Source organism: Hydrogenophaga sp., from assembly GCF_050250835.1.
Lineage (GTDB): Bacteria > Pseudomonadota > Gammaproteobacteria > Burkholderiales > Burkholderiaceae_C > Hydrogenophaga.
This window is the reverse complement of the sequence record NZ_JBFWNX010000007.1, coordinates 88190-113034: the sequence shown is the minus strand read 5'-3', so window position 1 is coordinate 113034 and position 24845 is coordinate 88190. Positions and strand designations below refer to the sequence as shown.

The 24845-nt window shown below is 68.2% G+C and carries 26 protein-coding genes; 11 read left to right on the top strand and 15 right to left on the bottom strand.

From position 1 onward, the window contains the following. Positions 1-5: 5 nt before the first annotated feature. Genes AB7F11_RS11250 through AB7F11_RS11240 form a run of 3 tightly spaced genes read right to left on the bottom strand, consistent with a single transcriptional unit; the run spans position 6 to position 2538 of the window. Entirely contained in the window at positions 6-764 is a 759-nt protein-coding gene (locus AB7F11_RS11250; protein WP_428288438.1) for an ABC transporter ATP-binding protein, read from the bottom strand. Next, positions 761-1648 (bottom strand): branched-chain amino acid ABC transporter permease, encoded by an 888-nt coding sequence (locus AB7F11_RS11245; protein ID WP_428288437.1) that lies wholly within the window; start codon positions 1646-1648, stop codon positions 761-763. Before AB7F11_RS11245 ends, AB7F11_RS11250 begins: the two co-directional genes overlap by 4 nt. Then, a complete protein-coding gene (locus AB7F11_RS11240) occupies positions 1645-2538 on the bottom strand; it encodes a branched-chain amino acid ABC transporter permease (protein WP_428288436.1) in 894 nt (297 codons plus the stop codon). The genes AB7F11_RS11245 and AB7F11_RS11240 overlap by 4 nt, the downstream gene beginning before the upstream one ends. 144 nt (positions 2539-2682) lie before the next feature. Here AB7F11_RS11240 and AB7F11_RS11235 point away from each other — a divergent pair, with 144 nt between their 5' ends. From AB7F11_RS11235 to AB7F11_RS11205, 7 genes are all read left to right on the top strand, one after another. Further along, on the top strand, positions 2683-3954 hold the full coding sequence (locus AB7F11_RS11235; RefSeq protein ID WP_428288435.1) for a cytochrome P450: 1272 nt from the start codon (positions 2683-2685) through the stop codon (positions 3952-3954). A 34-nt stretch (positions 3955-3988) separates the two neighbouring features. Then, positions 3989-4441 carry a nuclear transport factor 2 family protein gene (locus AB7F11_RS11230; RefSeq protein ID WP_428288434.1) on the top strand — a complete coding sequence of 151 codons (453 nt, stop codon included), beginning with the start codon at positions 3989-3991 and terminating at the stop codon, positions 4439-4441. A 10-nt stretch (positions 4442-4451) separates the two neighbouring features. Beyond that, the gene (locus tag AB7F11_RS11225) at positions 4452-5672 is read left to right on the top strand and encodes a cytochrome P450 (protein WP_428288433.1); all 1221 of its coding nucleotides are present in this window, start codon (positions 4452-4454) and stop codon (positions 5670-5672) included. 11 nt (positions 5673-5683) lie between these two features. After that, positions 5684-6307, top strand: coding sequence for a hypothetical protein (locus AB7F11_RS11220; protein ID WP_428288432.1), 624 nt, complete (start codon positions 5684-5686; stop codon positions 6305-6307). Between the two features lie 128 nt (positions 6308-6435). After that, positions 6436-7140, top strand: a complete 705-nt coding sequence (locus AB7F11_RS11215; RefSeq protein WP_428288431.1) for an NIPSNAP family protein — start codon at positions 6436-6438, stop codon at positions 7138-7140. Between the two features lie 148 nt (positions 7141-7288). Next, positions 7289-8419, top strand: a complete 1131-nt coding sequence (locus AB7F11_RS11210; RefSeq protein WP_428288430.1) for an ABC transporter substrate-binding protein — start codon at positions 7289-7291, stop codon at positions 8417-8419. Continuing rightward, complete coding sequence (locus AB7F11_RS11205; protein WP_428288429.1) at positions 8416-9168, top strand: SDR family NAD(P)-dependent oxidoreductase; 753 nt, start codon at positions 8416-8418, stop codon at positions 9166-9168. The genes AB7F11_RS11210 and AB7F11_RS11205 overlap by 4 nt, the downstream gene beginning before the upstream one ends. 28 nt (positions 9169-9196) lie before the next feature. On the opposite strand, the gene AB7F11_RS11200 is transcribed toward AB7F11_RS11205, so the two are convergent. From AB7F11_RS11200 to AB7F11_RS11150, 11 genes are all read right to left on the bottom strand, one after another. Beyond that, complete coding sequence (locus AB7F11_RS11200) at positions 9197-9982, bottom strand: SDR family NAD(P)-dependent oxidoreductase (RefSeq protein WP_428288428.1); 786 nt, start codon at positions 9980-9982, stop codon at positions 9197-9199. Beyond that, positions 9979-11226, bottom strand: a complete 1248-nt coding sequence (locus tag AB7F11_RS11195) for a cytochrome P450 (protein WP_428288427.1) — start codon at positions 11224-11226, stop codon at positions 9979-9981. The genes AB7F11_RS11200 and AB7F11_RS11195 overlap by 4 nt, the downstream gene beginning before the upstream one ends. 31 nt (positions 11227-11257) lie before the next feature. Continuing rightward, entirely contained in the window at positions 11258-12022 is a 765-nt protein-coding gene (locus AB7F11_RS11190) for an SDR family NAD(P)-dependent oxidoreductase (RefSeq protein WP_428288426.1), read from the bottom strand. 22 nt (positions 12023-12044) lie between these two features. After that, positions 12045-12842 carry an SDR family NAD(P)-dependent oxidoreductase gene (locus AB7F11_RS11185; protein WP_428288425.1) on the bottom strand — a complete coding sequence of 266 codons (798 nt, stop codon included), beginning with the start codon at positions 12840-12842 and terminating at the stop codon, positions 12045-12047. Beyond that, positions 12839-13306: a DUF3237 domain-containing protein gene (locus AB7F11_RS11180; protein ID WP_428288424.1), complete on the bottom strand. Its 468-nt coding sequence runs from the start codon at positions 13304-13306 to the stop codon at positions 12839-12841. Before AB7F11_RS11180 ends, AB7F11_RS11185 begins: the two co-directional genes overlap by 4 nt. Positions 13307-13411: 105 nt before the next feature. Then, complete coding sequence (locus AB7F11_RS11175; RefSeq protein ID WP_428288423.1) at positions 13412-14035, bottom strand: VOC family protein; 624 nt, start codon at positions 14033-14035, stop codon at positions 13412-13414. Between the two features lie 36 nt (positions 14036-14071). Continuing rightward, positions 14072-14395 (bottom strand): 2Fe-2S iron-sulfur cluster-binding protein, encoded by a 324-nt coding sequence (locus AB7F11_RS11170; RefSeq protein ID WP_428288422.1) that lies wholly within the window; start codon positions 14393-14395, stop codon positions 14072-14074. A 94-nt stretch (positions 14396-14489) separates the two neighbouring features. Further along, on the bottom strand, positions 14490-15209 hold the full coding sequence (locus AB7F11_RS11165) for a glutathione S-transferase family protein (RefSeq protein WP_428288421.1): 720 nt from the start codon (positions 15207-15209) through the stop codon (positions 14490-14492). Between the two features lie 9 nt (positions 15210-15218). Continuing rightward, a complete protein-coding gene (locus tag AB7F11_RS11160; protein WP_428288420.1) occupies positions 15219-16517 on the bottom strand; it encodes a TRAP transporter large permease in 1299 nt (432 codons plus the stop codon). Then, entirely contained in the window at positions 16514-17020 is a 507-nt protein-coding gene (locus tag AB7F11_RS11155; protein ID WP_428300742.1) for a TRAP transporter small permease, read from the bottom strand. Before AB7F11_RS11155 ends, AB7F11_RS11160 begins: the two co-directional genes overlap by 4 nt. A gap of 3 nt (positions 17021-17023) precedes the next feature. Next, on the bottom strand, positions 17024-18061 hold the full coding sequence (locus AB7F11_RS11150; protein WP_428288418.1) for a TRAP transporter substrate-binding protein: 1038 nt from the start codon (positions 18059-18061) through the stop codon (positions 17024-17026). 200 nt (positions 18062-18261) lie between these two features. Between AB7F11_RS11150 and AB7F11_RS11145 the strand changes: the two genes are divergently transcribed. From AB7F11_RS11145 to AB7F11_RS11130, 4 genes are read left to right on the top strand one after another with little or no spacing between them, the layout of a single operon-like run. Further along, on the top strand, positions 18262-19962 hold the full coding sequence (locus AB7F11_RS11145; protein WP_428288417.1) for an FAD-dependent oxidoreductase: 1701 nt from the start codon (positions 18262-18264) through the stop codon (positions 19960-19962). Continuing rightward, positions 19962-20807 carry an SDR family NAD(P)-dependent oxidoreductase gene (locus AB7F11_RS11140; RefSeq protein WP_428288416.1) on the top strand — a complete coding sequence of 282 codons (846 nt, stop codon included), beginning with the start codon at positions 19962-19964 and terminating at the stop codon, positions 20805-20807. The genes AB7F11_RS11145 and AB7F11_RS11140 overlap by 1 nt, the downstream gene beginning before the upstream one ends. A 17-nt stretch (positions 20808-20824) precedes the next feature. Continuing rightward, positions 20825-21568, top strand: coding sequence for an SDR family NAD(P)-dependent oxidoreductase (locus AB7F11_RS11135; RefSeq protein WP_428288415.1), 744 nt, complete (start codon positions 20825-20827; stop codon positions 21566-21568). Beyond that, complete coding sequence (locus tag AB7F11_RS11130) at positions 21565-23541, top strand: FAD-dependent oxidoreductase (RefSeq protein ID WP_428288414.1); 1977 nt, start codon at positions 21565-21567, stop codon at positions 23539-23541. The genes AB7F11_RS11135 and AB7F11_RS11130 overlap by 4 nt, the downstream gene beginning before the upstream one ends. Here AB7F11_RS11130 and fahA read toward each other — a convergent pair. Further along, a complete protein-coding gene (gene fahA, locus AB7F11_RS11125; protein WP_428288413.1) occupies positions 23538-24845 on the bottom strand; it encodes a fumarylacetoacetase in 1308 nt (435 codons plus the stop codon). The genes AB7F11_RS11130 and fahA overlap by 4 nt on opposite strands.

The following is a 24845-nucleotide window of genomic DNA, read 5'->3' as shown; positions in this document are numbered from 1 at the left end:
CTCCTTCAGGCGCCGAGGTAGGCTTCGACCACCACCGGGTCACGCCCCACGGCTTCGGGTTCGCCCTGGGCGATGAGGCGGCCGGAGGCCAGCACATACAGACGGGAACACAGCGACATCACGAAGCGCATGTTGTGCTCGATCAGCAGCACGGCCACGCCGTCGTCGGCGACCTTGCGAAAGATGTGCGCCAGGCTCTCGGCCTCGGCGTCGTTCATGCCCGCCACCGGTTCGTCCAGCAACAGCACCTTGGGCCGCGTCGCCAGCGCGCGCATCATCTCGATGCGCCGCTGGTGCCCATAAGACAGACCGCCTGCGCGGTGGTCGGCGAACTCGGTCATCTCGAAGCGCGCCAGCAGGCGCATGGCCTCGTCGCGCATCTGCCGGGCCTCGGCACGGGCCGATGGCAGCCCGAGCAGGTTGGCCCAGAGGCTGGTCATTTCATGGCGGTGAAAACCCACCAGCACGTTGTCGAGCACGCTGGCGTCGGGCACCAGGCGGATGTTCTGGAAAGTTCGCGCCACACCGGCGCGTGCCAGCTCGGGGGCTTCGACCTTGGAGACATCCTGCCCGTCGAGCAGCACGCGGCCCTGCGTGAGGTGCAGGATGCCAGTGATGAGGTTGACCACCGTGGTCTTGCCCGCTCCGTTGGGTCCGATCAACCCGGTGATCTGGCCGGCCGGCACTTCCAGGCTCACGCCGTCCACGGCCGGCACACCGCCGAAGTGGCGCGCCACGTTCTCAAGCACGAGGGTGGCGCTCATGGCTGGCTCCTGGCGGGCACGACATGGGGTGTGACCCGGCGCCGCAACCGCCGGTCCTTGACGTGGGCGATGACCGTGTCGGCCAGCCCGCGTGGCAGGTAGATGATGACGAGCATGAGCAGGATGCCCTGAACCACGGCGCGGTAGTCGGCGAACACGCGGAAGATTTCGGGCAGCGAGGTCAGCACCAGGGCGCCCACCAGCGCGCCCCAGACCGTGGTGCGCCCCCCCAGCACCACCATGGCCAGCGCCGCCACCAGCAAGGCGAAACCGTAGTCGTGCGGTGTGATGCTGTAGCTGCTGATGGCGTGCAGGCCGCCGGACAGGCCAGCCAGCGCGCCGGAGAGCACGAAGGCGATGCGGTGGTAATAGGGCACCGAGATGCCCAGCGACACCGCCACGGTTTCGTCTTCGCGGATGACGTCGAGCGCACGGCCGAAGCTGTAGCGACCCATCATCACCAGGAACACGACGACGGCGACCACGATGGTCAGCAGGCTCCAGGTGCTGGCCGCGTGCGGAATGCTGTTCACGCCCATGGGCCCATTGGTGAGCGAGACCCAGTTCTGAGTGACCGTCAGCACGATCTGTACGAACGCCAGCGTGGCCACCGCCTGGAACACGCCGCGCAGCCGGGACAGCGGCAACGCCAGCAGCGCGCTGACCAGCGTGCCCAGCAACATGCCGACGATCACCGAGAGCCACGGGTTCCAGCCGAGCTTGGTGGTCAGCAACGCGGTGCAGTACGCGCCCAGGGCGGCGAAGCCGGCGCTGCCGAGCGAGAAGACCCCGGCGCGCAGCACCACGTACTGGCTGGACGCCAGCAGCATGTTGACCAGGATGTGGTCGAACAGGGACTGGTAGGTATTGAAAAAGTTGATCATGCGCGTTGCACCCGCATCGCCGCCGTGGGCTGGCCGAACAGGCCGGTGGGCTTGAGGATGATGACGACGAAGAGAGCACCGAAGACGATGGCTTCGGCTGCGCCGGAGGAGATGTAGGCCACGCTGAGCGTCTGCACGATGCCGATGGCCATGCCGGCGATCAGCGCACCGGGAATGCTGCCCAGGCCACCCAGGATGATGATGACGAAGGCGCGCAGCAGCAGGGGCTCGCCCATGGCGAAGTGAACCGAGTTGAAGACCAGGCCGATCAGCACGCCGGCCATGCCTGCCAGCGCACCGGAGATGAAGAACACCTGCATGTTCACCGGCCCGGGGTTGATGCCCAGCAGGCGCGAGGTCTGTTCGGCGTAGGCCACCGAACGGATGCGCAGGCCGAAGCTGGTTCGGTACAGGTACCACACCAGGCCGACCACCATCACCACCACCAGGCCCATGATGACGAGTTGCAGCAACTGCACGCGCATGCCCAGGAAGCTGAAGAAGACGATCGGGAAGGCGTCGAACGGGAACCGCATGATCGCCGTGTTTGACACCTTCTGGGCGATGGAGAGCAGCACCAGGTCCGCGCCGATGGAGGAGACGATGGCCGAGAACTCCGGCCCGCCTCGCCGGCGCAGCGGCCGAAAGGCCAGCAGGTCCAGCATGACCGAGACGACACCGCCCGCCAGCATGCCCAGCAGCAGCGCGACGTAGATCGGCGCGTCGAGCACGAGCATGGCGTAGAGCCCGGCGAAGGCGCCCCACATGAACACCGAGCCGTGGGCCATGTTCATGATGTGGTTCACACCGAACAGCAGCGTGAACCCGAGCGCGAACAGCCCGTACACGCTACCGACCACGATTCCATTGAGAAGCTGCTGCATCAACATGCCGCCGAGCATAGAAGGAGGCTGGGCGCCGGTATGTCCCCTTGAGGTGGGACGGGTTTGCCCGACGTCCCGCCCCAGGGGGACTGACCCCGCCCGGCCCCGGGGCTACCGTGAACCCCCGCATCCGATCGCCAGGAGACTTCATTGCGCCCTCTCTCCACCGACGCGTCTTCCCAGGCCGAGGGTCCGGTCACGCCCGCCAGCGAACGGTTCGATCCGTTCGAGGTCGGCTACGTGCAGGACCCCTACGCCACCCTGGCAGAGCTGCGTGCCAGCGAGCCGGTCTTTTTCTCTCCCGTGATCGGCTCCTGGGTGGTCACCCGGTTCGAGACCGTCAAGGCCGTCCTGCGCGACACGCAGCGGTTTTCGGCCTTGCTGGTCTCCGACCCGCTCAAGCCGCTGTGCCCGCATGCGCGGGGCATCATTGCCGATTCGGGTTTCAACGTGCCGCCGCTGCTCGTCAACAACGACCCGCCGAGCCACACCCGCTACCGGGCTTTCTTTGGCGCCCCGCTCACGCGTGAACGCATCGGCGCGCTGCGCCCCTTCATCGAACGCACGGTGGACGCCTACCTGGACCGCCTGGTGGCCGGCCCCCGGCCCGCCGACCTCGTCGCCGGGCTCACCTGGGACGTGCCGGCGCTGGTGCTGTTCCAGTTGCTGGGCGTGCCGGCCGAGGACGTGGTCCGGGTCAAGGACTGGGCGTCGAGCCGCGTGGTCCTCACCTGGGGTCGACCCAGCGACGAGGAGCAGGTGCAGCTCTCCACGGGTGCGGTCGAGTACTACCGGTATGCGCATGCGCTGGTGCAGCGCAAGGTGGAAGAACCGGGTGAGGACTACATCAGCGATCTGATCCGCCTGCGGGCCGGCGACGACAGTCGGGCCACGCTGCACGAGATCGGGGCCATTGCATTCAACCTGCTGTTCGCGGGCCACGAGACCACGTCCAGCGCAGCCATCAACCTGTTCAAGGCGGTGCTGCCGCAGCGCGCGCTGTGGGCCGCCCTGGGGCAAGGTGAGCAAGCCATTGCACCCGTGGTGGAGGAATCGCTGCGCGTGGACCCGCCGGTGCAGGCCTGGCGGCGCCAGGCCCGGGAGGACGTGACGCTCGACGGCGTGACCATCCCCGCCGGTGGACGCCTGTTGCTGATGTTCGCCGCAGCCAACCACGATCCCCAGCAATTTGCGCAACCCGAGCTGTTCATGCCCGCGCGCCGCAACGCGCTGCAACACGTGACCTTCGGCACCGGAGCGCACTTCTGCCTGGGCGCGCCGCTGGCGCGCCTGGAGCTGGAGGTGATGGCGCAGCGCCTGGCTGCGCGTCTGCCCGACCTGGCGCTGGTGAGCGACCAGGAACTGCCCTACACCCCCAACACCTCGTTTCGCGCATTGCGCCGGCTGATGGTGACCTGGTGACCAGATGACAGAATTCCCGTAACGAGATCACCCCATGCGCTTCCCACGACTGCCGCTCGACGACGAGCTCGAAATCCGCAACCTCTTTGCCCGCTACGGCCACCTGGCGGACGCCGGGGACCCGGGCTTCATCGACCTGTTCACCGAAGACGCCACCTGGACGCGCGAGAACTCGCCGCCGGCCTCCATGGGCGGCTCCGGCCTGCCCCCCGAGACGATCGGCCGCGCTCAGCTCGGTGAGCTGATGACGGAAGTCATGCGGAAGAAATTCCGCCAGCGCATGCACCACCAGTTCACCGACTTCTACGTTGAACCCGGCGCCAGCGCCGACGATGCCCTGGGCCACGCCCGCGCCCTCATCACCGACTGGCGCGACGGCCCGGGAAAGTTCTCCATGTTCGGCAAATACACGGTGCGCTTCGCGCGCACCTCCGATGGCTGGCGCATCCGCTCGGCCAGCGTCTACGTGCTGCCCGACGGGCAATAAGGAAACCACCATGAACACCGCCGCCACCGCATCCCCTGTCGATGCGCCCGATGCCCCGGTCCTGGACGAAGACCCGTTCTCGGACGAGAACCTGGCCAACCCTTACCCGCTGTTCGAGCGCATGCGCGAACTCGGTCCAGCCGTCTTCATCCAGCCGCACGGCTACTACGCCGTGGGCCGCCACGCCGAGGCCGGCATCGTGGCCAGCGACTACGCCCGTTTCACCACCGCCGGCGGCGTGGGCATGAGCGACATCCGCAAGCCCGGCGCCTGGCGCGCCCGCAGCCCCATCACCGAGGTGGACCCGCCCGAGCACACGCGGGTGCGCGCCGCCCTGCAGAAAATCCTTTCGCCGCTGGTGGTCAAGACCTGGCGCGAGGCCTTCGAGCAGCGAGCGCAGGAGGTGGCGGAAGCGGCACTGGCCAAGGGCGAGATCGACGGCGTGGCCGACATCGCCGAGGCCTTCGTGCTCAGCGTGTTCCCGCAGGTGCTGGGCGTGGCCGTGCCCCCCGAGCGCATCAAGCAGACCGGCGAACTCAACTTCAACCAGCTCGGCCCCAACAACGCCCGGCTGCAGGCGGCCATGGAGAAAACCGCCCCGCTGATGGAGTGGTACGCGCAGGTGCTGCAGCGCGAACACATGCTGCCCGGCGGATTCGGCGAGCGCATCTACCAGGCCGAAGACGCGGGCGACTTCGACCCAGGCACCGCGCCCCTGCACGTGCGCACCTTCTTTCGGGCCGGCGTGGACACCACCATGGCGGGCATCGGCTCCACGCTCAAGCTGCTGTCGGAGAACCCCGACCAGTTCGAGCGGGTCCGGCAGGACCCGGCCAAGCTGATCAAGTCGGCGTTCGAAGAGGCCCTGCGCCTGGAGTCACCGGCCCAGGTGATGTTCCGCGCCACCACCCAGGACGTGGAGCTCGGCGGTGTGAAGCTGCGCGCCGACACCAAGGTGGGGTACCACATGGGAGCGGCCAACCGCGATCCGCGCCAGTGGAAGGACCCCGACCGTTTCGACGTGACGCGGCAGACCACGGGTGTTCACCGCGCCTTCGGCCATGGCGCGCACGTCTGCATCGGGCAGATGATTGCGCGGCTGGAGGCGGAGTCCATCCTTGGCGCGCTGCTGCGCCGCGTCACCGCCATCGAGCCGGCGGGCCCGGCGCGCTGGCGGCCCGTGAACACGCTGCGCACGCTGGACACGTTGCCGCTGCGCCTGCGCGCCTGAGCACGGCACCCATGTATTTCGAACTCGTGCTGGGCGCGGTCGCCGACCCTGGCTCTGTGCCGCGGCCAGCGTCCTGCCTGGGCGCCTGGCGGGTGACGGCGGGCGCGCCGGTCCCTGGCCTCGTGAGCTTGCACCGCTGGAACCTGCTGAACGAGCGCGAGGCCGCCATCGCCGCCGGCACGCACCCGCTCCACGCGCTGCCCGGTCGCCACGAGGTTGCCATCTACGGCGCAAGTCCCGCCTGGCAGGCCGCGCGGCGCGAGGACGCCTTGCCCGCGGGAGCGGTCTTCGAACTGCGCATCCAGCGCATCCTCAACGGCCACGCCGCCGAAGCGGCACGCGTGATGGGCGAGTCCACGCTGCCGCTGCTTCAGGCCCTGGACGCCCGGGTGCTGGGCGTGTTCGATTTGCTGCTGGGCGCGCACCGTCCGCGCATGGCAACCTTTCTGGCGTGGCCAGACTTCGCCACGCAGCAGCAGGCCTGGGCACGCCTGGACGTGGAACCACGCTTCTGGCGCCGGCGCGACGAAGAACGAGCACGCCTGCACCGCCGCCTCTTTGGCGACGAACAGACACTGCTGCTCGCAGCCCTGCCCGGCAACGAACCCCAGGCGAACTTCGGGGTGGCGGCATGAGCGCGGCGCCGGGCCGTCCCCAAGCAAGCTCGCACCGCAGCCCGAAGGGCGAAGGTGCTCCAGTGAGCGCAGCGCCGGGCCGTCCCCAAGCAAGCTCACACCGCAGCCCGAAGGGCGAAGGTGCTTCAGTGAGCGCGCAGGGCTTCTGGGAGCTGCGGCTCTATGAAATGCTGCCGCGCCGCCTGCCCGACATGCACCACCAGTTTGCGCGCGAGGTGCCGCCGCTGTTCGAGCGCGCGGGCATCCCGGCGCCGCTGGCCTACTGGGACTGCTTTGCCGGCCCGATGACCGCCATGCTGGCCTACATCCTGCACTGGCCTGACCTCGATGCGCGCATGGCGGCCTGGGGCCGTTTCTACACCGATCCGCAATGGTGGAAGCAGTACGAGGACGCGCACGGCGGCGAACAGATGCTGGAGCGTTCACACGTGCTGGTGCTGCGGCCCTCGCCTGCGTGGTCGGCCGCGCCATCGGGCCCCCACCTGCAGGCCGGTCTTCACGAACTGCGCATGGTGGACCTGCTGTCGCAGGCGGCGGGGGCCGCGCACGACGCGCTGGTGCAGGTGGACCTGCCCTGCATCGAGGCACAGGGCGCGCAGGTGCTGGGCCTGTTCGACCAGGTGATGGGGCAGCGCCTGCCACGCGCCGTGGTGCTGCTGGCCTGGCCCGACCTTGCCACGCGCGAGGCCGCCTGGACGGCGCACGCGGTGGACCCGGCGGTGATGAGGGCGCGGACGAACGAGCACCAGACCCATGGGGCGCCCCTGGTGGGCAGCACCGAGGCTTTCCTGCTGCGCCCGGCGCCGTATGGCGCACGCTGGGCCGGCGACTGACGCGGTTCGTCCGGACAAACCCTGAGTTCGCCGCCACCGTCTGGCCGATGGTCCCCGTACGAGGGGACTGACCGCCAGCGGGGCCTTTTTGATACTGGAACCCGACACGGCACGCGCCGGTCCCACCGCACACATCCAGGAGACAACCATGGCTATTCGTCGCAGGCACACCCTACTGGCCGCCGCACTCATCGCGGCCGCGCCTCTCGTCTTTGCCCAGGGCAAGGACATTCCCGTCGGCGTGTTCAACGCCATGACCGGCACATACGCCTTCGGCGGCGTGCCGATCCAGAACGGCATGAAACTGGCGCTGGAGGAAGCCAATGCGGCAGGCCTGCCGGGCGGCAACAAGTTCAAGATTTCGGAAGGCGACACCGCTGGCGAAAAAGGGCAGACCATCAGCCTGGTGAACCAGTTCATCAAGCGCGACAACGCCATGTTGATCCTAGGCCCCACCACCAGCGGCGAGGCCCTGGCGGGCGCCCCGGTCGCCAACGAACTGAAGGTGCCCATCCTCGCCATCGGCAGCTCGCCCGGCATCCTGGCCACCGGCCCCTGGGCCTTCAAGATCCAGGCCACGCCCGTGGACATCATGAATTTCCTGGGCAAGCTCGCGGTGGAGAAGCAGGGCGTCAAGCGCATGGTGACCATCATCGACCAGAGCAACGACGGCTACGTGGGCCAGAAGGACGCGCTGATCGCCTACATGAAGGGCGCTGGCGCCACCATCGTGGCCGATGAGAAGTTCGTCTCGTCGGAGAGCAACTTCCTGGCCCTGGCCACCAAGGTCTCGTCCATGCAGACCGACGCGATCTTCATCGCCGCACCCGCCGAGGTGGCCGCCAACCTCATCATCCAGATCCGCCAGGCGGGCCTGGACCCGAAGGTCAAGATCTTTGGCCCCAGCACCTTTGGCTCGCTGGGCTTCATCAAGGCCGGCGGCAAGGCGGTGGAAGGCACCTACGTGGTGTCCGACTATTCGCCCAACAGCACCTCGGCACAGAACCAGGCGTTCGTGAAAGCCTACCAGGCCAAGTACAAGGCCATGCCGGACAACTGGGCGGGCATGGGCTATGCGCTGGGGACCGTGGCGGTGCAGGCCGTGCGCAACGCGGGTCCCAGTCCGGATCGCCAGAAGATCCGCGATGAGCTGGCCAAGCTGAACAATGTGCCGATGGTGCTGGGCAATGGCACCTGGAGCGTGGATGACAAGCGCAACCCGAGCTATGGTGGCGTGCTGCTGCAGGTGAAGGACGGCAACTTCGTCAGCATCCAGTGACGCCGCGCCTCCTGCCCGAGGCCCTGTCCCTGCAGGGCCGTCGCGTCCTCGTGACCGGTGCCGCCAGCGGCATCGGCCAGTCGGCAGCGGCATGCCTGGCATCGCTCGGCGCCGACCTGGTGCTGACCGATCGCAGCGCGCTGGAGGAAACGGCCGGGCTGGTGAAAGCGGCTGGCGCCCCGGCGCCACGCTGCATCCAGGGCGATGTCACCGACGACGCGGTGCAGCAGTCGCTGCTGGCCCTGGGCCCCTATTTCTCTCTCGCCAGCGCCGCTGGCGTGTTCGGCGGCCCGCCGGGCATGAGCGCACAGGAGAGCTTCGACTTCGTGATGGGCATCAATGTGCGGGCCACGATGAAGCTGGCCAGCGCCTGCGTGGACCAGATGATCCGTGAACGCCAGGGCTATGTGGTGCTGGTGGGTTCGGCCGCCGGCCGCAATGGCGGCGGTCTGCCCAACGATTCGCAGGAGTACGCGACGTATGCGGCGTCCAAGGGCGGTGTGCACACCCTGGTTCGCTGGCTGTCTCGCCGCGCCGTGGGCCACGGCGTGCTGGTCAACGGGGTGGCGCCCGGCATCGTGGCCACGCCGCTGTCGGCCACGCTGAAGGTGGACACCAGCATCCTGCCCATGAAGCGCATGGGTCGCCCGGAAGAACTGGGCTGGCCCATCGCCATGCTGTGTACCCCCATGGCTTCGTTCACCAGCGGCGCCATCCTCGACGTCAACGGCGGCATGTTCGTCGGCTGAGCCGCCGACGCAGGCGAGGTCTGCTTCGTCAGGCGGTCATGCCGCCGTCGACGTTGTAGACCGCGCCGGTGACGATGCTGGCCTGCGGCGAGAGCAGCCAGAACACCAGGTTGGCCACTTCGTCTGCGCTGGCGGCGCGCCTGAGCGGCTGGTTCAGGAAATGCTGTTTCAGGGCTGCCTCGGCTTCGGCTTCGGTGCGCCCGTCCACGCGAAAGGTGCTGCGCAGCAGCGGCGTGTCGATGGGGCCGGGGCAGATCACGTTGATGCGGATGCCGTGGGGTGCGAACTCCAGCGCCGCCTGCTGCGTCATGCGGATCACCGCCGCCTTGGAGGCGCCGTACACACCCAGCCCGGCTTCGGGTCGGCTGCTGCGCTGGCCCGAGACCGACGAGGTGTTGACGATGGCGCCCTCGCCCTGCTCACGCATCACCTTGCCCACCGCCTGCATGCCCAGCAGCATGCCGCGCACATTGACGGCGAAGATGCGGTCGAAGTCGTCCATGCCGAAGTCCAGCAGCGAGGACTGCGGCCCGACAATGGCCGCATTGTTGTGGAAGAGGTCGATGCGGCCGAAGCGCTGCACGGCGACCTGCGCGTAGCGCTGCACGTCGGCGGCCTGGGCCACGTCGGCCTGAACCCCGATGGCGCGGGCGCCGTCCATGCCATGCAAGGCCTGCTCCAGGGCGGCGGCGTCGCGGTCGACGAGGACCACGTTGGCACCGACACCGAGCAACTGCTGGGCCAGCGCCAGGCCCACGCCACTGGCACCGCCGGTGATGACGGCGGTCTTGTCCTGAAAGGGATGGCTGCTCATTGAAGTTCCACGGGAAGCGCCTCGGGGGCGCGGAAAACGAAGGTGTGCATGTGCCGGGCCTCGTCCGGTTCGCGCAGGCGCATGCCGGGGAAGCGCCTGGAGAACTCCTCGAACACGATCTTCATTTCCAGGCGCGCCAGCGGTGCGCCGAGGCAGAAATGCACGCCGTTGCCGAAGGTGAGCTGACGGCGTGCGTTGGGACGGGCGATATCGAAGCGGTGCGGCTGCTCGAACACGGCTTCATCGCGGTTGGCCGACGCGAAGGACAACATGATGGGTGCGCCTTCTGGAATCGCGACGCCGCGAATGGTCACATCCTGCAGGGCCACGCGGCGCCAGCCGATCACGGCGCCGGCAAAACGCATGCCTTCTTCCACCGTGTTGGCGCCCAGCGACGGGTCGGCGCACAGGCGCGCCCATTGCTCGGGGTGCTGCAGCAGCGTGCGGAAGGTGTTGGTGAGCTGGTTGGTGGTGGTCTCGTGCCCGGCAAATGCCACGCCGAAGGTGTGGTTGGTGGCCTCGCCCAGGGTCATCACGCGGTCGTCGCCGTTGCGGATGGCAAGGATGCGGCTGGTGAAATCGTCGCGCGGCTGCCGCAGCCGGTCTTCCACCATGCGCCGACAGTATTGCCAGTAGGCCACGAGGTTCTTCGCACCTTCGATCTGCTGTTCGTAGGTGGCGGGGCTGAAGTCGATCACGCTGCGCGTGCCGGCCCATTTCTTCACGTCGGGAATGTCCGCGTCGGGAATACCCAGCAGCTTGAACACCACCAGCGCGGGCAGTTCGTAGTTGAAGTCGCGCAGCAGGTCCACGTCGGCCTGGCCGTCGATGCGGTCGAGGGCCTGGGCCACCAGCTGGCGGATGTGCGGTTCCAGCTGGATGAACTCGCGCAGGTTCAGCACCTGCTGGGTCACGCCCCGGATGCGCCGGTGGGTCTCGCCGTCCAGGCTGGAGTGGCTTCCGGTGGGTGCGTAGCCGCCGTCCTGCAGGATCTTCAGCGCGTCCGGGTGCATGGGCGTCACCGGGCGCGTGGTGTTCTGCGAGGAAAAGCGCACGCCGTCGTGCAGAACGGCGTGCACGTCCTCGTGGCGCGTGAGCACCCAGTAGCCAATCTCCTCGCACCAGAACACCGGCTCATCGCGCCGCTGCGTCTCCAGTGCGGCGTGCAGCTCGGGGCTGTAGTACGGCTTGAAGCCGCTGCTGGGACCTCCCGCGTGGAAGGGACAACCGGTGGGGACGTTCATGTGGCTTGACTCCGATGGCGCGTGGCTTCGCTCAGCGCATGGAAAGACCGCCGTTGACGTCGAGCGTGGCGCCCGTGACGAAGGCCGCCCCGGGCGACACCAGGTAGCCCACGGCGGCAGCGATTTCTTCGGGCAGCCCGATGCGGCCGAGCGGCACGCTGGCGGTGCCCAGGTACTTCTGGCCTTGCTGCTCGGGCGGCACGGTCTGGTGCAGCATCGGCGTGTCGATGGGACCGGGCGAGATGGTGTTGACGGTGATGCCCAGCGGCGCAGCTTCGCGCGCGGCCACCTTGGACAAGGCCAGCACCGCACCCTTGGAAGCGCTGTAGGCAGCTCCGCTCTGCAAGCCGCCCATCTGGCCGGCGAGCGAGGACACCGTGATGATCCGGCCCTGCTCGATGACCTGCCCGTTCACCCGGCGCAGCATCTCGCGCACACACAGGAAGCTGCCGCGTGCGTTCACTTGCATCACGGCGTCCCACTCGGCCAGCGTGATGTCGGTGGTGGGCAGCCGGCCGGGCGTGGGGCTGGTGCTGAGGATGCCGGCGAAGCAGGCGAGCACGCTCACCGGGCCCAGGCGCGCCTGCACCGTGTCGAAGGCCGCACTCACGCTGGCCTCGCTGGTGACGTCCATGGCCAGGCCGATGTGCCCGCTGCCCGCGAGCTGCCGGGCCGCGGCGCTGGCCGCGTCGGCCTTCAGGTCGGCCACGGCCACGGTCAGGCCATCGGCCGCGAGGCGGTGGGCGCTGGCCAGGCCCAGGCCACTGGCGCCTCCGGTGATCAGGGCAACACGCATGGTTGGCTCTTTCCGCACAGGTTCATGGGGGTTGGGGATCGGGGTGGGCCTGCATCCAGCAGTCCACCATGGCCTGGCTGATGTACGCACTGGTGGACTGGCCGCCGTCCACGGCCAGCACCTGCCCGGTGACGAAGCCGGCGTCGTCGCTGCACAGGAAGGCGGCGGCGCCGGCCACTTCCTCGGGCAGGCCGGGCCGCCCCATTGGCAAGGTGCCGACGATGTTGGCGTAGAAGTTCGCGGTCTGCAGGCGCCCCGTCGTCTGTGGCGTGGCGATGATGCCCGGGGCGATGGCGTTCACGCGGATGCCACGGTGCGCGTAGTCGGCTGCCAGGTTGCGCGTCAGGCCCATCACACCGGCCTTGGCCATGGAATACACGGCCTGGCGGCGGTAGCCGACCAGGCCCAGGGTGGAGGCGATGCTCAGCACCACGCCCCGGCTGTCCAGCAGGGCATCGAAGCAGGCCCGTGTGATCCGGAAGTTGCTGCGCAGGTTGATGTCGATCCACTTGTCGTAGTCGGCGTCGCTGGTCTCGTGGAACGGCGGGCAGTTGCCCAGGCCGGTGTTGTTGACCAGCACGCGGATGCCGCCGAACGCCTCGATGCAGGCGTCGGCAATGCGCCTGGGCGCGTCTGCGGCGTTCACGTCTGCCTGCAGCGTGCGCAGGCTGGGCGACAGCGGCAGCGTGGCCAGGTTGGCCGCGTGGATGTCCACGGCCAGGACCTGTGCGCCTTCATCGTGCAGGCGCAGGGCAATCGCCCGCCCGATGCCGGAGGCCGCACCGGTCACGATGGCAGGGCGCCCTTCAAATCGCTTCATGCCACCTCCCACACGTCGTACACCGGACCGTCGGGTTCGCGCGTGCCAGTGCCGATGGCCACCTTGTCGTTGAGCCAGGCCAGCCTTGGCGCAGCGGTTTCAAATTGCACGACGACGCGAAAGTAGTCCGCCCCAGCCGGGATGGGATCGCGGTTCACGATCTTGCGCATGATCTCGGGCGTGGGTCCGTTGCGGCGGCCGTTGTAGGTCATGTAGACCAGTTCACCCTGCGTGGTCTGCAGCACCAGCCGCACGTCCAGGTGCAGGCCGCCATCGGGGCGCTCCAGCACCACGTCGGCGCCACCAGGCAACACCTGGCCGCTCAGCCGTTCACCTTCGAAATGGCCGCCGCTGACCACCATCACACGGCGGGTGAAACCGTGCGGCACCGCGCCCACCAGTTGTGGCGGGGCGGTGACGATGGCCTTGATGCGGAATAGCGGCGTGAGCTGGATCGGTGTCATCGACGAAGTGGCTTTTCGAGGGCAACCGCGGTACCGGCTTTGCCGGGCCGCTGGTTGCGCCCCCTTGACGGGGATGCGGCCGAACGCCGCTTCGGGGGGGAGCTTTCAGTCATATCGTTTGCGGACTTCCTTGATCATGCGGATCAACTCGGTCGGTACGTCCTTGCCTTCGGCCTGGGCCTTTTCCTTGCAGTCCAGCCACATCTTGAGGTCGGCATAACCTTTCTCGGTGTGGCGATTCCACTCCTTGTCCAGCGGCGTGGTGATCTCCAGCCGGATGCCGGCAGGGTCGTGGAAGTAGATCGACAGGATCATGCCCTTGTGGTCGGTCGGCCCGATCACTTCCACGCCGTTGGAGACGAGCCACGCATGCCAGCGCAGCACCTCATCGCGGTCCTTGGCCTGCAGCGCGATGTGGTTGAAGATTTCGTAGGCCGGGTGCGTGCTCTTGGCCGGTGCGGGAACGCCCGGGGCGTCGAAGAACGCCAGCGTGGAGCCATCGCCCATGCGGAAGAAGATGTGAAAGTAGGGAATCTTGTCGCCCGTGGAGGGCACGTGGTCGTCGAAGACCGTGCTGGCCAGCTCCATGCCCATGATGCGGGTGTAGAAGTCGGTGGTTGCGGCCACGTCGTGCGTCACCCACGCGGCATGGTTCAACATCTGTGGCGTCAGGCCGGGGTTGGGCTTGGCGCCGGCAGGGCGCAGGTGGCTCGGTGCGGTGGCTTGCATGGGTTCTCTCCGGTGGGAAGTTGGGTTCACAGCCCTTCAGAGCTGCGGGTCGGCAATGCGGACGCAGATGCCGTCCAGGGCATCGGTCATCACGATCTGGCAGGCCAGGCGGCTGTGGGGCTCGCGGGGCATGGCGGTGTAGTCCAGCATCTGGCTCTCGGTCTCGCTCGGCGGTGGCAGCTGGGCGGCGAAGGCGTCCTCCACCACCACATGGCAGGTGGCGCAACTCATCACGCCGCCGCAGTCGCCGACGACGCCGGACACACCGTGGCCGGTGGCGGCCAGCATCAGCGAAGTGCCGCTGGCCACGTCGAGTTCGGTCCGTTCGCCGTCGGATTGAAGGTAGATGACCTTGGGCATGGCTTTCTGTGTTTTCGGGTTCCTGAAGGAGACTGTGGTCCAGCCCGGGCGCGAAGTCAGTCCCCGCGCAGGGGACGTTCTCGGGACACTGGCGTCAATGCACGAGCACGTGGCGCGCCAGCCCCTCGAACGGGTAGGCGAGACCGCCCCGCTCATTGCGTCCGTACGGTGTCTGGAAGGCCTCGTTGCGCTGCAACCAGCGCGCGACGGCTGCACGGGCCTCGATGCGGTCCCGCCAGGCCAGCAGCTTCGCGTAGCGAACGGGGTCGTCGGGCGTGAGGTAGCGGATCCACGGAAAGCAGGCGATGTCGGCGATGGAGTATTCGCCCGCCAGGTGGTCCACGTCGGCCAGCCGCGCCTCCATCACGTCCCAGAGCGCGGCCAGCATCCGGTCGTAGCGGTTGCGCGGGTAGCGGAAATCGGTGGCGGGTTCGAGCCGTGGCGCGAACGCCCGGAAATGCCAGGCCTGTCCGCCGATGGGCCCCAGGCCACCCATCTGCCAGAACAACCACTGCATCGCCTCCAGCCGTCCGCGCGGGTCGCGCGGCAACAGGCGCCCGGTCTTCTCGGCCAGGTACTGCAGGATGGCGCCGGACTCCATCACGGTGATGGGCGCGCCGCCGTCAAGCGGCGCGGCATCGCGCAGCACTGGCACCTTGCCATGCAGCGCGCCGGCGAGCCGGGCCGGGTCCTTCTGCTCGCCCAGGCTCAGGTCGACCAGGCGCAGTTCGTAGGGCAGCTCCAGTTCTTCCAGGGCGATCATCACCTTGTAGACGTTGGGGCTTGACGAGTAGAAGAGTTCCAAGGGTTCCATGGTGTCCGCTCAGGGAAACATGAGGTTGGGCAACACCAGCGTCACCACCGGGAACAGCGCCAGCAGCGCGATGCGGAACACATCGGCCGCGATAAAGGGGCTGATGCCCTTGATGGTGGTGGCCAGCGAAACGTCGGGTGCCACCGCCTTGATGACAAAGAGGTTCATGCCGATGGGCGGCGCAATCAGCCCCACCTGGCACAGCACCACGATGAGGATGCCGAACCACACCGGGTCGTAGCCCAGCCCGACCACGAGCGGAAAGAACACCGGCAGGGTCAGCAGGATCATGGAGAGTTCTTCCATGAGCGCGCCCAGCACGATGTAGATGCCGATGATGATGAAGATCACCGTGATCGGCTGCAGGTCGTTGCCCTTCACCAGCTGAAGCACCGCCGAATCAAGTCCGGTCATGTTCATGAACTCGCCAAAGATGTTGGCACCGAGCACGATGGCGAACATCACGGCCGAGGTCTCCAGCGTGGACAGGAACACCTTGTAGAACTGCGCAAACCCCAGTCGGCCGCGAAACAGCGCGAACAGGAAGCCGCCCGTGGCGCCGACGCCCGCCGCTTCGGTGGCGGTGAACAGGCCGCTGTAGATGCCGCCCAGCACCACGCCGAAGAGCAGCAGCACCGGCCAGACCCGGCGGTAGGCGTCCTTGCGGTCTTCCTGCGTCGTGGGGTCGGCCAGCGGCGCACTGGCAGGATGGCGCCACACCGTCCAGCGAATGGCCGCGAAATAGCCGAGGATGCCCAGCACACCGGGAATCAGGCCGGCGGCGAAGAGCTTGCCGATGTGCGTCTCGGTGGCAATGCCGTAGATCACCATGATCACGCTGGGCGGGATGATGATGCCCAGCGTGCCGCCGGCGGCCACCGAAGCGGTGGCCAGGCTGTCGGCATAGCCGAAACGCCGCATCGACGGCAGCGAGACCTTGCCCATGGTGTAAGCCGTGGCCACGCTGGAGCCGCACACGGCCGCGAACCCGCCGCAGGACAGCACGGTGGCCATCGCCAGGCCACCGCGCAGTCGCCCCATCAGCATCTGGGCGGCGCGAAACAGATCGGACGAGATGCCGGCGGCAGCGATCAGGTTGCCCATCAGCACAAACAGCGGAATGACCGACAGCGCGTACGACATGCTGCTGTCTTTCGCCGCGATGGCCATCATGCTGAGCGCCGGCGTCAGGCCCTTGAGGACGTAGAAGCCGCCGAAACCGACCACCGCCAGCGAGATGCCGATCGGCACGCGGATGAAGATCAGCCCCAGTGCGGCCAGAAACCCCAGCAGGCCGGGAAGAATCATTCGGGAACCTCGTCGATGGGAAGGCGGGGATGCTCGAACTCGCCCGGGGAAAAGGCCTGCGGCAGCAGTGAGAGAAAAGCCAGGGTGGTCACCACGGACATCAGCGCAATGAAGCCGTAGACATAGACCAGGGGCAAGCCCAGGACGCCCGTCACCTCACCACTGGACCAGGCGTCCGTGGCCAGGTAGCCGATGCGCCAGGCCACCGCGACGAACACGGCCGCGCCAAGCAGGGCAGACAGCACGTGCTGGGCGCGGCGCAAGGGATCTGGCGTGATGCTGTCGAGCAGGTCGATGCTGATGTGCATGCCCTTGCGCGAGACGATGGGGTAGACCAGAAAGATGGTCACCACCATCGCCAGCTCGATCAGTTCCGAGGCCGGCCCGATGGGTTTGCTGAAGACCGTCCGGGCGATCACATCGACCACCGCCACGGTCATCATCACGAACAGCGCCGCACATGCGACGCTCCCCATCGCGGTTGACAACCAGGCCCGTGCCATGTCTTATTTCCGGCTTTCGTTCCTGGCGATCTCGGCTTTCAATTCCGCCAGCGCGCCTTCGGGGTTGGCCAATCCGGCCTTGCGGGCCTTGTCGAACATGGCTTTCTCCATGGGATCGAAGGCTTTCTTCATCTCGGCCACCATGGCGGGCGACGCTTCTGTCACCGTGCCGCCCTTGGCCTTGAACGCCGTCACGCCATCGGCCACGCTCTTGGAAAACACCACGCCGATGCGTTCGGCAAAGGGCTTGCCTGAGATCGCCTGGATCGACTTGCGGTCGGCATCGCTGATCTTTTTCCAGACGTCCTCGTTGATCAGCACCACCATGACGGAGCTGTAGAAGCCGCCGGGCACCACGGTGAGGTGCCGGGTCACTTCGCCCAGGCGCATGCCGTTGACCTGGTCCGGGCCAGCCAGCGTGCCATCGAGCACGCCGCCAGAGAGCAGTTCGTAGAGTTCGGTGGAAGGCTTCTGCATGGGCACCGCGCCCACGGCCTTGATGCTGTCCACCGTGGTGGTGACGGGGCTGCGCAGCTTCAGACCCGAGAAATCCGCCATCGAGGTCACCGGTTTCTTCGACGTGAAGATCTGGCCCGGTGACGTGGTGAACGCGCTCAGCACATGGGTGCCCTTGAACAGGTTCAACGCAGCGAGGTGCTTTTCGTAAAAGTTGTAGTAAGCCGGCGCACCCACGACCGGATCGGCGCTGGCCATGGGCAGCTCACCCAGGCCGAACACATCGAAACGCCCCGGGCTGTAGCCCGGCACCACGGTGACGATGTCGGCCAGGCCATCGCGTGCCACTTCATACTGCGTGCCCGGCGTGCCCACCACCTTGGGCAGGATCTCCAGCTTCACGCGGCCCTGCGTGGCCTTCTCGATCTGCGCCGCCCAAGGGATCACCACCTCGGTGTTGTACGAGTGTTGCATCGGAATCCAGTTGGACACCTTCAGCACGGTCTGCGCACCGGCGGTGCCCAGCACGCTGGTGAGGCCGGCACACAGAAGGGTGTGGCGGATGAGGGGGGACAGATTCAGCATGGTCGTCTCCAGGTCGATGGAATGCGGGGGGTGTTGGCGGCAAGAGAGGCTGCATTCTTGCGGTGCCCCTCGCTTCTGAGAGTCCCCCTGCGCGGGGACGCATTCCCACTACGTCCCCCCCGACGGGACAGACACCCCGGGGACCGCCACCTACAGTGGCTGCCACCGTGTCGCGCCAGGCACCACCAAGGACTTCCTCCATGATCGAAACCGACGTCGTCGTCATCGGCAGCGGCGCAGCCGGCCTCACCGCTGCCATCACCGCGCGCCATCTCGGACTCGAAACACTGGTGGTCGAGAAGACCGCCTGGTTTGGCGGCACCACCGCGTATTCCGGGGGTGCGCCCTGGATTCCCTTCAACCACGTGATGCGGCAGATCGGACTGGACGACAGTCGCGAAGCGGCGCAAACCTACCTCAGGGCGGTGCTGGGCGAAGCCTACGTCGCAGACCTGGTGGACAGCTACCTCGATCACGCGGCCGAGATGTTGAAGTTCCTGGAGCGCCATTCCGAGGTGCGCTTCAAGCCGTTCCCCCTGCCGGACTACGAGTCGGACCGCCCGGGTGCCGCGAAGTGCCGCACGCTGCTCACGCCCGAGTTCGACGGGCGGCGGCTCGGCGCGCGACTGGCCGAACTGCGCATGCCACTGCCTCAGTTGATGCTGTTCGGCAGCATGCAGGTGGAAGGCGCCGACATCCATCCGATGCGGCACGCGCTCAAGACCTGGGCAGGGTTTCGTCACACCACGAAAGTGATCGCGCGGTTCGTGCGCGATCGCATCGGGCATGGTCGCGGCACGCGGCTGGTGAATGGCAACGCGCTGGCGGCTCGGCTGTTCCACTCGGCCATCCAGAGCGGCGCCACGCTGTGGCGCAACACGCCCGCGCTCGAACTGATCACCTCGGACGCGGGCTCCGTCTCGGGTGTCGTCGTGCAGCGAGACGGCCAGCGGCTGGAAGTGCGCGCGCGCCGAGGCGTGCTGCTGGCCAGCGGCGGCTACGGCGCCAGTGAGGCGCTGCGCGCGAAGTTCATTCCCATGGCGGCGCACCACCATTCGCTGCAACCTGAGGGCAATGTGGGCGATGGCGTGCGCATGGGCAGCGCAGCAGGCGGCTTCCACGATCCCGCACATGCGGGCGACTGCATCTGGACGCCGGTGTCGGTTCACCACAGGCCCGATGGCAGCGTGGTCCGGTACCCGCACATCTTCATCGACCGCGCCATGCCGGGCTGCATCGTGGTGGGGCCGGACGGGCGTCGTTTCGTCAACGAGGGCACGTCCTACCAGACCTTCGTGAAGACCATGCACCAGCGCGGCTTCACGAAGGTGCACCTGGTGGCCAGCCGCGATTTCCTGCGCAAGTACGGCATGGGCCTGGCCCGGCCTTCGCCCTTCAGCGCCAGGCGTTTCGTGAAGGACGGCTACCTGATCGAGGCGCCCACGCTGGCCGAACTGGCGCGCCGCATCGGCGTGCCACCCGATGCCCTGCAAGCCACGGTACAGCGCTTTGACGACAGCGCCGAACACGGCAGCGACCCCGAGTTCGGCAAAGGCGCCGACGCGCATTCACGCTTCCGTGGCGACCAGACACACGCGCCCAACCCGGGCGTGGCGCCGGTGGGCGAAGGGCCGTATTGCGCCGTGGCCCTGTACCCCGGCGACCTGAGCACGGTGGGCGGGCTGGCGGCCAACGGCAGGGCACAGGTGCTCGACGCCGTCGGCAAGCCGGTGCCCGGTCTGTATGCGGCCGGCCTGGACATGAACTCCATGATGCGCGGCCTCTACCCGGGCGGCGGTTCGAGCATTGGCCCGGCCATGACCTTCGGCTACATCGCGGCGCAACAGATGGCTGCCGCGCACCAGCCGGCGAGCGCACGCCCAGTCGCGGAGGCCGCGTGATGGACTACGGACTCAACGGCCGCGTGCTCTTCATCACAGGCGGTGGTTCCGGCATCGGTCGCGCCATCGCGCTGGAGGCCGCTCAAGGTGGCGCGCATGTGGCGGTGGCGGACGCTGTGGCCGAGCGCGCCGCAGCAGTGGCCGCCGAACTGCGCGCGCTGGGCGTGCGGACGATGGCCTGCACGCTGGACGTGCGCGACGCCCAGGCCTGCGAAACCGCGGTGGCCGAGGTCGAAGCCGGACTCGGGCCCATCGACGGCATGGTGGCCTGTGCCGGCATCTCGCCGCCGCAGCCCGCCGCCACCATGCCCGACGAGGTCTGGACGCGCTGCCTGGAGGTGAACCTCAGCGGCATGTTCCGCTCGATCCAGCCGGTGGGCCGGCGCATGCTCGCGCGCCAGCGCGGCGCGATCGTGACGATCTCTTCGGTCGACGGCCTGGGCGGCCACGCGGGCCGCGCGCACTACAGCGCATCCAAGCACGGCGTGATCGGTCTCACACGGGCGCTGGCCATCGAATGGGGGCGCCATGGCGTGCGCGTCAACAGCGTGGCTCCCGGTGTGGTGGACACGCCGCTGGTGCGCGCCAACATCCCCCCAGACCACATGCAGCACGCCATGATGGACCGGGTGCCGATGGCGCGACTGGCGCGCGCCGATGAGCAGGCCGGCCCCACTCTCTTCCTGCTCTCCGACGGCGCGAGCTTCGTCAACGGCGCCGTGCTGTCGGTGGACGGCGGCACCACCGCCGGCTATTTCACGCGCTGGAACGGAGCCGACCTGGGCTCGCGCGCACTCCTCGAAGGCGGCGTGTATGCCGAACCGTCGCCACCCTCCTCCCTCTGAACCCATCCGTGAACCCCATGAACCTCAAGAACCATTTCGACCTGCGCGGCCAGCGCGTCTTCCTCACGGGGGCCGGTGGCGCCATCGGCGGCGCCACGGCGCGCGTGTTCGCCACACTGGGCGCCGAACTCTTCATTGCCGACCTGAAGGCGCCCACCGATCTGGCCAGGGAGATCGGCGCGCGCGCTGCCTTCGCGCTGGACAACACAAAGCGCGACGACGTGAACGCCGTGGTGCGCGACATCGGCGTCGAGCTGGACGCGCTGGTGGACACCAGCGGCTACTACGTCAAGGGCGACTGGCTCAACGGCGGAGACGAATGGGAAGAACTCTTCGCACGCACCATGGACATCAACGTCAAGGGGCCGGTCAACCTGATCCGCGCCGTGATGCCGGGCATGATGGAGCGAAAGCGCGGGCGCATCGTGCTGACCAGTTCCATGGGCGCTCGCAATGCGGGTTCGACGCTGGCGGTGGAGCCAGCCTATGCCGCATCCAAAGGCGCCCTGTCCACGCTGGTGCGCTACTACGCGCGACAGGCTGCGGCCAGTGGCGTGGTCGTCAATGGTGTCGCGCCTGGCGCCATCTTCACGCCGCTGCTGGTCTCGGCCAACCAGCCCTTCGCGCTGGATTCCTACCCCATGAAGCGCTTCGGCCAGCCCGAGGAAATCGGCTGGCCCTGCGCGTTTCTCGCTTCCGAGGGCGCCACCTTCACCACCGGCGCCGTGCTGGACGTGAACGGTGGTGTGTGCTTCTCGTGAGCGATCTCGACGTTCTCTGGCAACCGGTGCGCATCGGCCATGTGCAGGCGCGCAACCGCATCTACCTGCCCGCCCACCAGCCGACCTACGACGCGGCCACCTACGGCAGCTACCTGCGTGAGCGCGCGCGCGGCGGCCTGGGCCTGATCGTCACGCACGGCTTTCACGTTCACGCCAGCAGCGCGGCCGCCGGTGTCTCGCCCTGGGAGCCCGGCTGGGCCGATGCGGTGCGCCAGTTCGTCTCGCCCGCGAAAGCCGAAGGTGTTCCCGTGTTCGTGCAGATCACGCACATGGGCGCCAGTGGTCGCCGCCGCACGGACCGCCTGGACCAGTGGGGCTCCGTGCTGGCGCCCTCGGCCATTCCCTCGCCGGTGCACCGGTCCATGCCCAAGCCGATGGAGGAGCAGGACATCCAGGACGTGATCGCCGGCTTCGCCGATACCGCTGCCAACGTGCAGGCTGGCGGCGGCGACGGCGTGGAGATTCACGGTTCGCATGGCTACCTGCTCTCCAACTTCCTCTCGCCGTACTGGAACCGTCGCAACGATGCATGGGGCGGCGACACCGAACGGCGCGCGCGTCTGGCGCTGGAAATCGGCCGGGCGGTGCGGGCCCGCTGCGGCCCGGATTTCGTGGTGGGCATCAAGCTGAGCCTGGACGAGTACCTGGGTGAAGCGGGCACGCAACCGCAGGAGACCGCGCGCATCGTGCAGGTGCTCGAACGCGAGGCCCTGTTCGACTACGTGTGCCTCTCGCACACCGACTACCACTTCAACCACAAGCTGGTGCCGCCCGCCTCCAGCGGCGAAACCGCGCCGCTGGCGACCCACGCGAAACTGGTGCGCGACGCGCTCGGTGGCCGCATCCCGCTGCTGATCCAGGGTTCGGTGCGCGACCTGCCCACCGCCGCGCAGATCGTGGCGCACGGCCAGTCCGATCTGGTCGGGCTGGTGCGTGCGCACATCGCCGATCCCGAGATCGTGAAGAAAACGCGGGAGGGTCGCACCGACGAGATCCGCCGCTGTGTGGGTGCCAACCAGGGCTGCTGGCGACGGCTGGGCCAGAACCTGAGCTGCACCGTGAACCCGGCCACTGGCCGCGAGGCCACGGTGGGCGTGTCGGCGATGCAGGCCGCCGCCCGCCCGCGCAAGGTGCTGGTGATCGGCGGTGGGCCAGCCGGCCTGAAGGCCGCAGACACCGCCGCGCAGCGCGGCCATGCGGTGACGCTCTGGGAGCGCGACACGCAGCTGGGCGGCCAGGTGCGCCAGGCCGCGCGCCTGCCCGATTACGGTTCATGGAATTTTCTGGTGGACGACCTGGAGGCCTCGATCCGACGCCGCGGCGTGGCGATCGAACTCGGCAAGGAAGCCACGGTCGACAACGTGCTCGCATGGGCGGCGGATGAAGTGATCATCGCCACCGGCGCGCGCTGGCAGACCAGCGGCTTCAGCACCTTTCGCCCCGACCGCGATGCGATCCCGCGGGCCGAAGGTGCTCGCGTGATGGACCCGCTGACCGCGCTGGCGAACCCCGCGGCTTGCGGCGCGAACGTGCTGGTGGTGGACGACAACGGCGACTACCTGCCGCTGGGCCTGGCGCGCCTGCTGGCCGGGCCGGGCCGGCAGGTCACGGTGGTGACCAGCGACGCCATGGCCGGCCGCAAGCTGGAAGCGACGCTGGACTGGCCCTGGATCATGCCGCGCGTGGTGGCCGCCGGGGTGCAGATTCGCACATCGACTTTCGTGGAGCGCATCGGTGTGGGCGAGGTCGAATTGCGCGGTGCACTGGGCGGCGCGGCGGAAGTGATCGTGGTCGACACTGTGGTGCTGAGCATGATGCGCCAGAGCGCCGACGATCTGTACCAGCAACTCCAGGCGCACGGCGTGGCCGTGCGGCGCATCGGCGATGCGGTGGCGCCGCGCGAGGTGGACGACGCGGTGCTGGAAGGCTTCCGGGAAGGGCTGGCGGTCTAGGGCAACACCCGCGCCGTTGCCTCGCCCAGGCCGATGCGCGCGCGCCCCGGCGTTTCGCACCAGCCCACGAGGGTGACTTCATCGCCGTCCTCCAGGAAGCTGCGGGTTTCGCCGCCGGGCAGCGCAAAGGGCCGCTGGCCGCCTTCGGTCAGTTCCATCAGGCAGGCCCGCGATTCGTCGGTCGGCCCCGACAGCGTGCCCGAGCCGATCAGGTCGCCCGCGTCGATGCTGGCGCCATTCGAGGTCTGGTGCGCGATCATCTGCCCCACGGTCCAGAACGAGGTGGCGCAGTTGCTCACCGAGAGGCGGTGCCGGGACACGCCCAGTTCCCGCATCCGTGCGCTGCGGATGTAAACCTCCACGGTGGCGTTGAGCGCGCCACGCGTTCGCTCTTCGGTGCCGTCCAGGTGCGGCAGCAGCGTGTGACCTGCGTCGTCGCCCCAGGGTGGCGCGGTCCAGAACGGCTCCAGCGCCTCGCGCGTGACCACCCAGGCGCCCAGCGTGGTGGCAAAGCTCTTGCCGAGGAATGGGCCCAGCGGTGCGTATTCCCAGAACTGGATGTCGCGGGCGGACCAGTCGTTGAGCAGGGCCACGCCGAAGAGGTGTTCACGCGCCTGTGCCAGCGGCACGGTGTCGCCCGCGTGGCTGGGTGCGCCCACCAGAAAACCGAGCTCGGCTTCGTAGTCGAGTCTGGCGCTGGGCGCGTAGACCACCTGCCGTTCGGGGCCCTGCACGATCTGCCCGCGTGGCCGGCGAAACGCCTGCCCACTCGGGAACACCGAGGTCGCGCGGCCGTGGTAGCCCACCGGCAGATGCCTGTAGTTGGGCAGCAGCGGCGCGTCGGGCCGCACCAGCGAACCGATGCGGATCGCGTGGTGGATGGACGAGTAGAAATCGGTGAAGGTTGGTGGTCGACAAGGCAGCAGCAGTTGCAGGCCATCGCTGGACAGCAGGTGCGCCGAGGCCAGGTCGCGCTGCGCCTGCGCCGCGTGGCTGCCCAGCAGGTCGAACAGCACACGCCGCAGCACCCGGCTGGCCTGCGGCCCGGCCGCCATGAGGTTCTGCAGCGAACCGCCCGCCACCGGCTGCAGCGCCAGCGCGAGCTCACCGGAAACGCCCGGGGCCTGCGCCAGCGCGGTCAGGTCCAGCGCGTGGTCGCCCACGGCCGTGACCACATGCTCAGCGCCGTCGAGCGCGATGCGCGCCAGCGGCAGGTTCTGGATCGGGAAGCTGTCGTGGCCGTTGGCACGGGTCACCCAGCTCGTGGCGGCGGGGTCGTGGGTGTGATCGAGCAGGCCGCCCAT

Coding starts and splice junctions, on each gene's coding strand:
- AB7F11_RS11250 (WP_428288438.1), bottom strand. CDS start 764: ATGAGCGCCACCCTCGTGCTTGAGAACGTGGCGCGCCACTTCGGCGGT.
- AB7F11_RS11245 (WP_428288437.1), bottom strand. CDS start 1,648: ATGATCAACTTTTTCAATACCTACCAGTCCCTGTTCGACCACATCCTG.
- AB7F11_RS11240 (WP_428288436.1), bottom strand. CDS start 2,538: ATGTTGATGCAGCAGCTTCTCAATGGAATCGTGGTCGGTAGCGTGTAC.
- AB7F11_RS11230 (WP_428288434.1), top strand. CDS start 3,989: ATGCGCTTCCCACGACTGCCGCTCGACGACGAGCTCGAAATCCGCAAC.
- AB7F11_RS11225 (WP_428288433.1), top strand. CDS start 4,452: ATGAACACCGCCGCCACCGCATCCCCTGTCGATGCGCCCGATGCCCCG.
- AB7F11_RS11220 (WP_428288432.1), top strand. CDS start 5,684: ATGTATTTCGAACTCGTGCTGGGCGCGGTCGCCGACCCTGGCTCTGTG.
- AB7F11_RS11210 (WP_428288430.1), top strand. CDS start 7,289: ATGGCTATTCGTCGCAGGCACACCCTACTGGCCGCCGCACTCATCGCG.
- AB7F11_RS11200 (WP_428288428.1), bottom strand. CDS start 9,982: ATGAGCAGCCATCCCTTTCAGGACAAGACCGCCGTCATCACCGGCGGT.
- AB7F11_RS11195 (WP_428288427.1), bottom strand. CDS start 11,226: ATGAACGTCCCCACCGGTTGTCCCTTCCACGCGGGAGGTCCCAGCAGC.
- AB7F11_RS11190 (WP_428288426.1), bottom strand. CDS start 12,022: ATGCGTGTTGCCCTGATCACCGGAGGCGCCAGTGGCCTGGGCCTGGCC.
- AB7F11_RS11185 (WP_428288425.1), bottom strand. CDS start 12,842: ATGAAGCGATTTGAAGGGCGCCCTGCCATCGTGACCGGTGCGGCCTCC.
- AB7F11_RS11180 (WP_428288424.1), bottom strand. CDS start 13,306: ATGACACCGATCCAGCTCACGCCGCTATTCCGCATCAAGGCCATCGTC.
- AB7F11_RS11175 (WP_428288423.1), bottom strand. CDS start 14,035: ATGCAAGCCACCGCACCGAGCCACCTGCGCCCTGCCGGCGCCAAGCCC.
- AB7F11_RS11170 (WP_428288422.1), bottom strand. CDS start 14,395: ATGCCCAAGGTCATCTACCTTCAATCCGACGGCGAACGGACCGAACTC.
- AB7F11_RS11165 (WP_428288421.1), bottom strand. CDS start 15,209: ATGGAACCCTTGGAACTCTTCTACTCGTCAAGCCCCAACGTCTACAAG.
- AB7F11_RS11160 (WP_428288420.1), bottom strand. CDS start 16,517: ATGATTCTTCCCGGCCTGCTGGGGTTTCTGGCCGCACTGGGGCTGATC.
- AB7F11_RS11155 (WP_428300742.1), bottom strand. CDS start 17,020: ATGGCACGGGCCTGGTTGTCAACCGCGATGGGGAGCGTCGCATGTGCG.
- AB7F11_RS11150 (WP_428288418.1), bottom strand. CDS start 18,061: ATGCTGAATCTGTCCCCCCTCATCCGCCACACCCTTCTGTGTGCCGGC.
- AB7F11_RS11145 (WP_428288417.1), top strand. CDS start 18,262: ATGATCGAAACCGACGTCGTCGTCATCGGCAGCGGCGCAGCCGGCCTC.
- AB7F11_RS11140 (WP_428288416.1), top strand. CDS start 19,962: ATGGACTACGGACTCAACGGCCGCGTGCTCTTCATCACAGGCGGTGGT.
- AB7F11_RS11135 (WP_428288415.1), top strand. CDS start 20,825: ATGAACCTCAAGAACCATTTCGACCTGCGCGGCCAGCGCGTCTTCCTC.
- fahA (WP_428288413.1), bottom strand. CDS start 24,845: ATGGGCGGCCTGCTCGATCACACCCACGACCCCGCCGCCACGAGCTGG.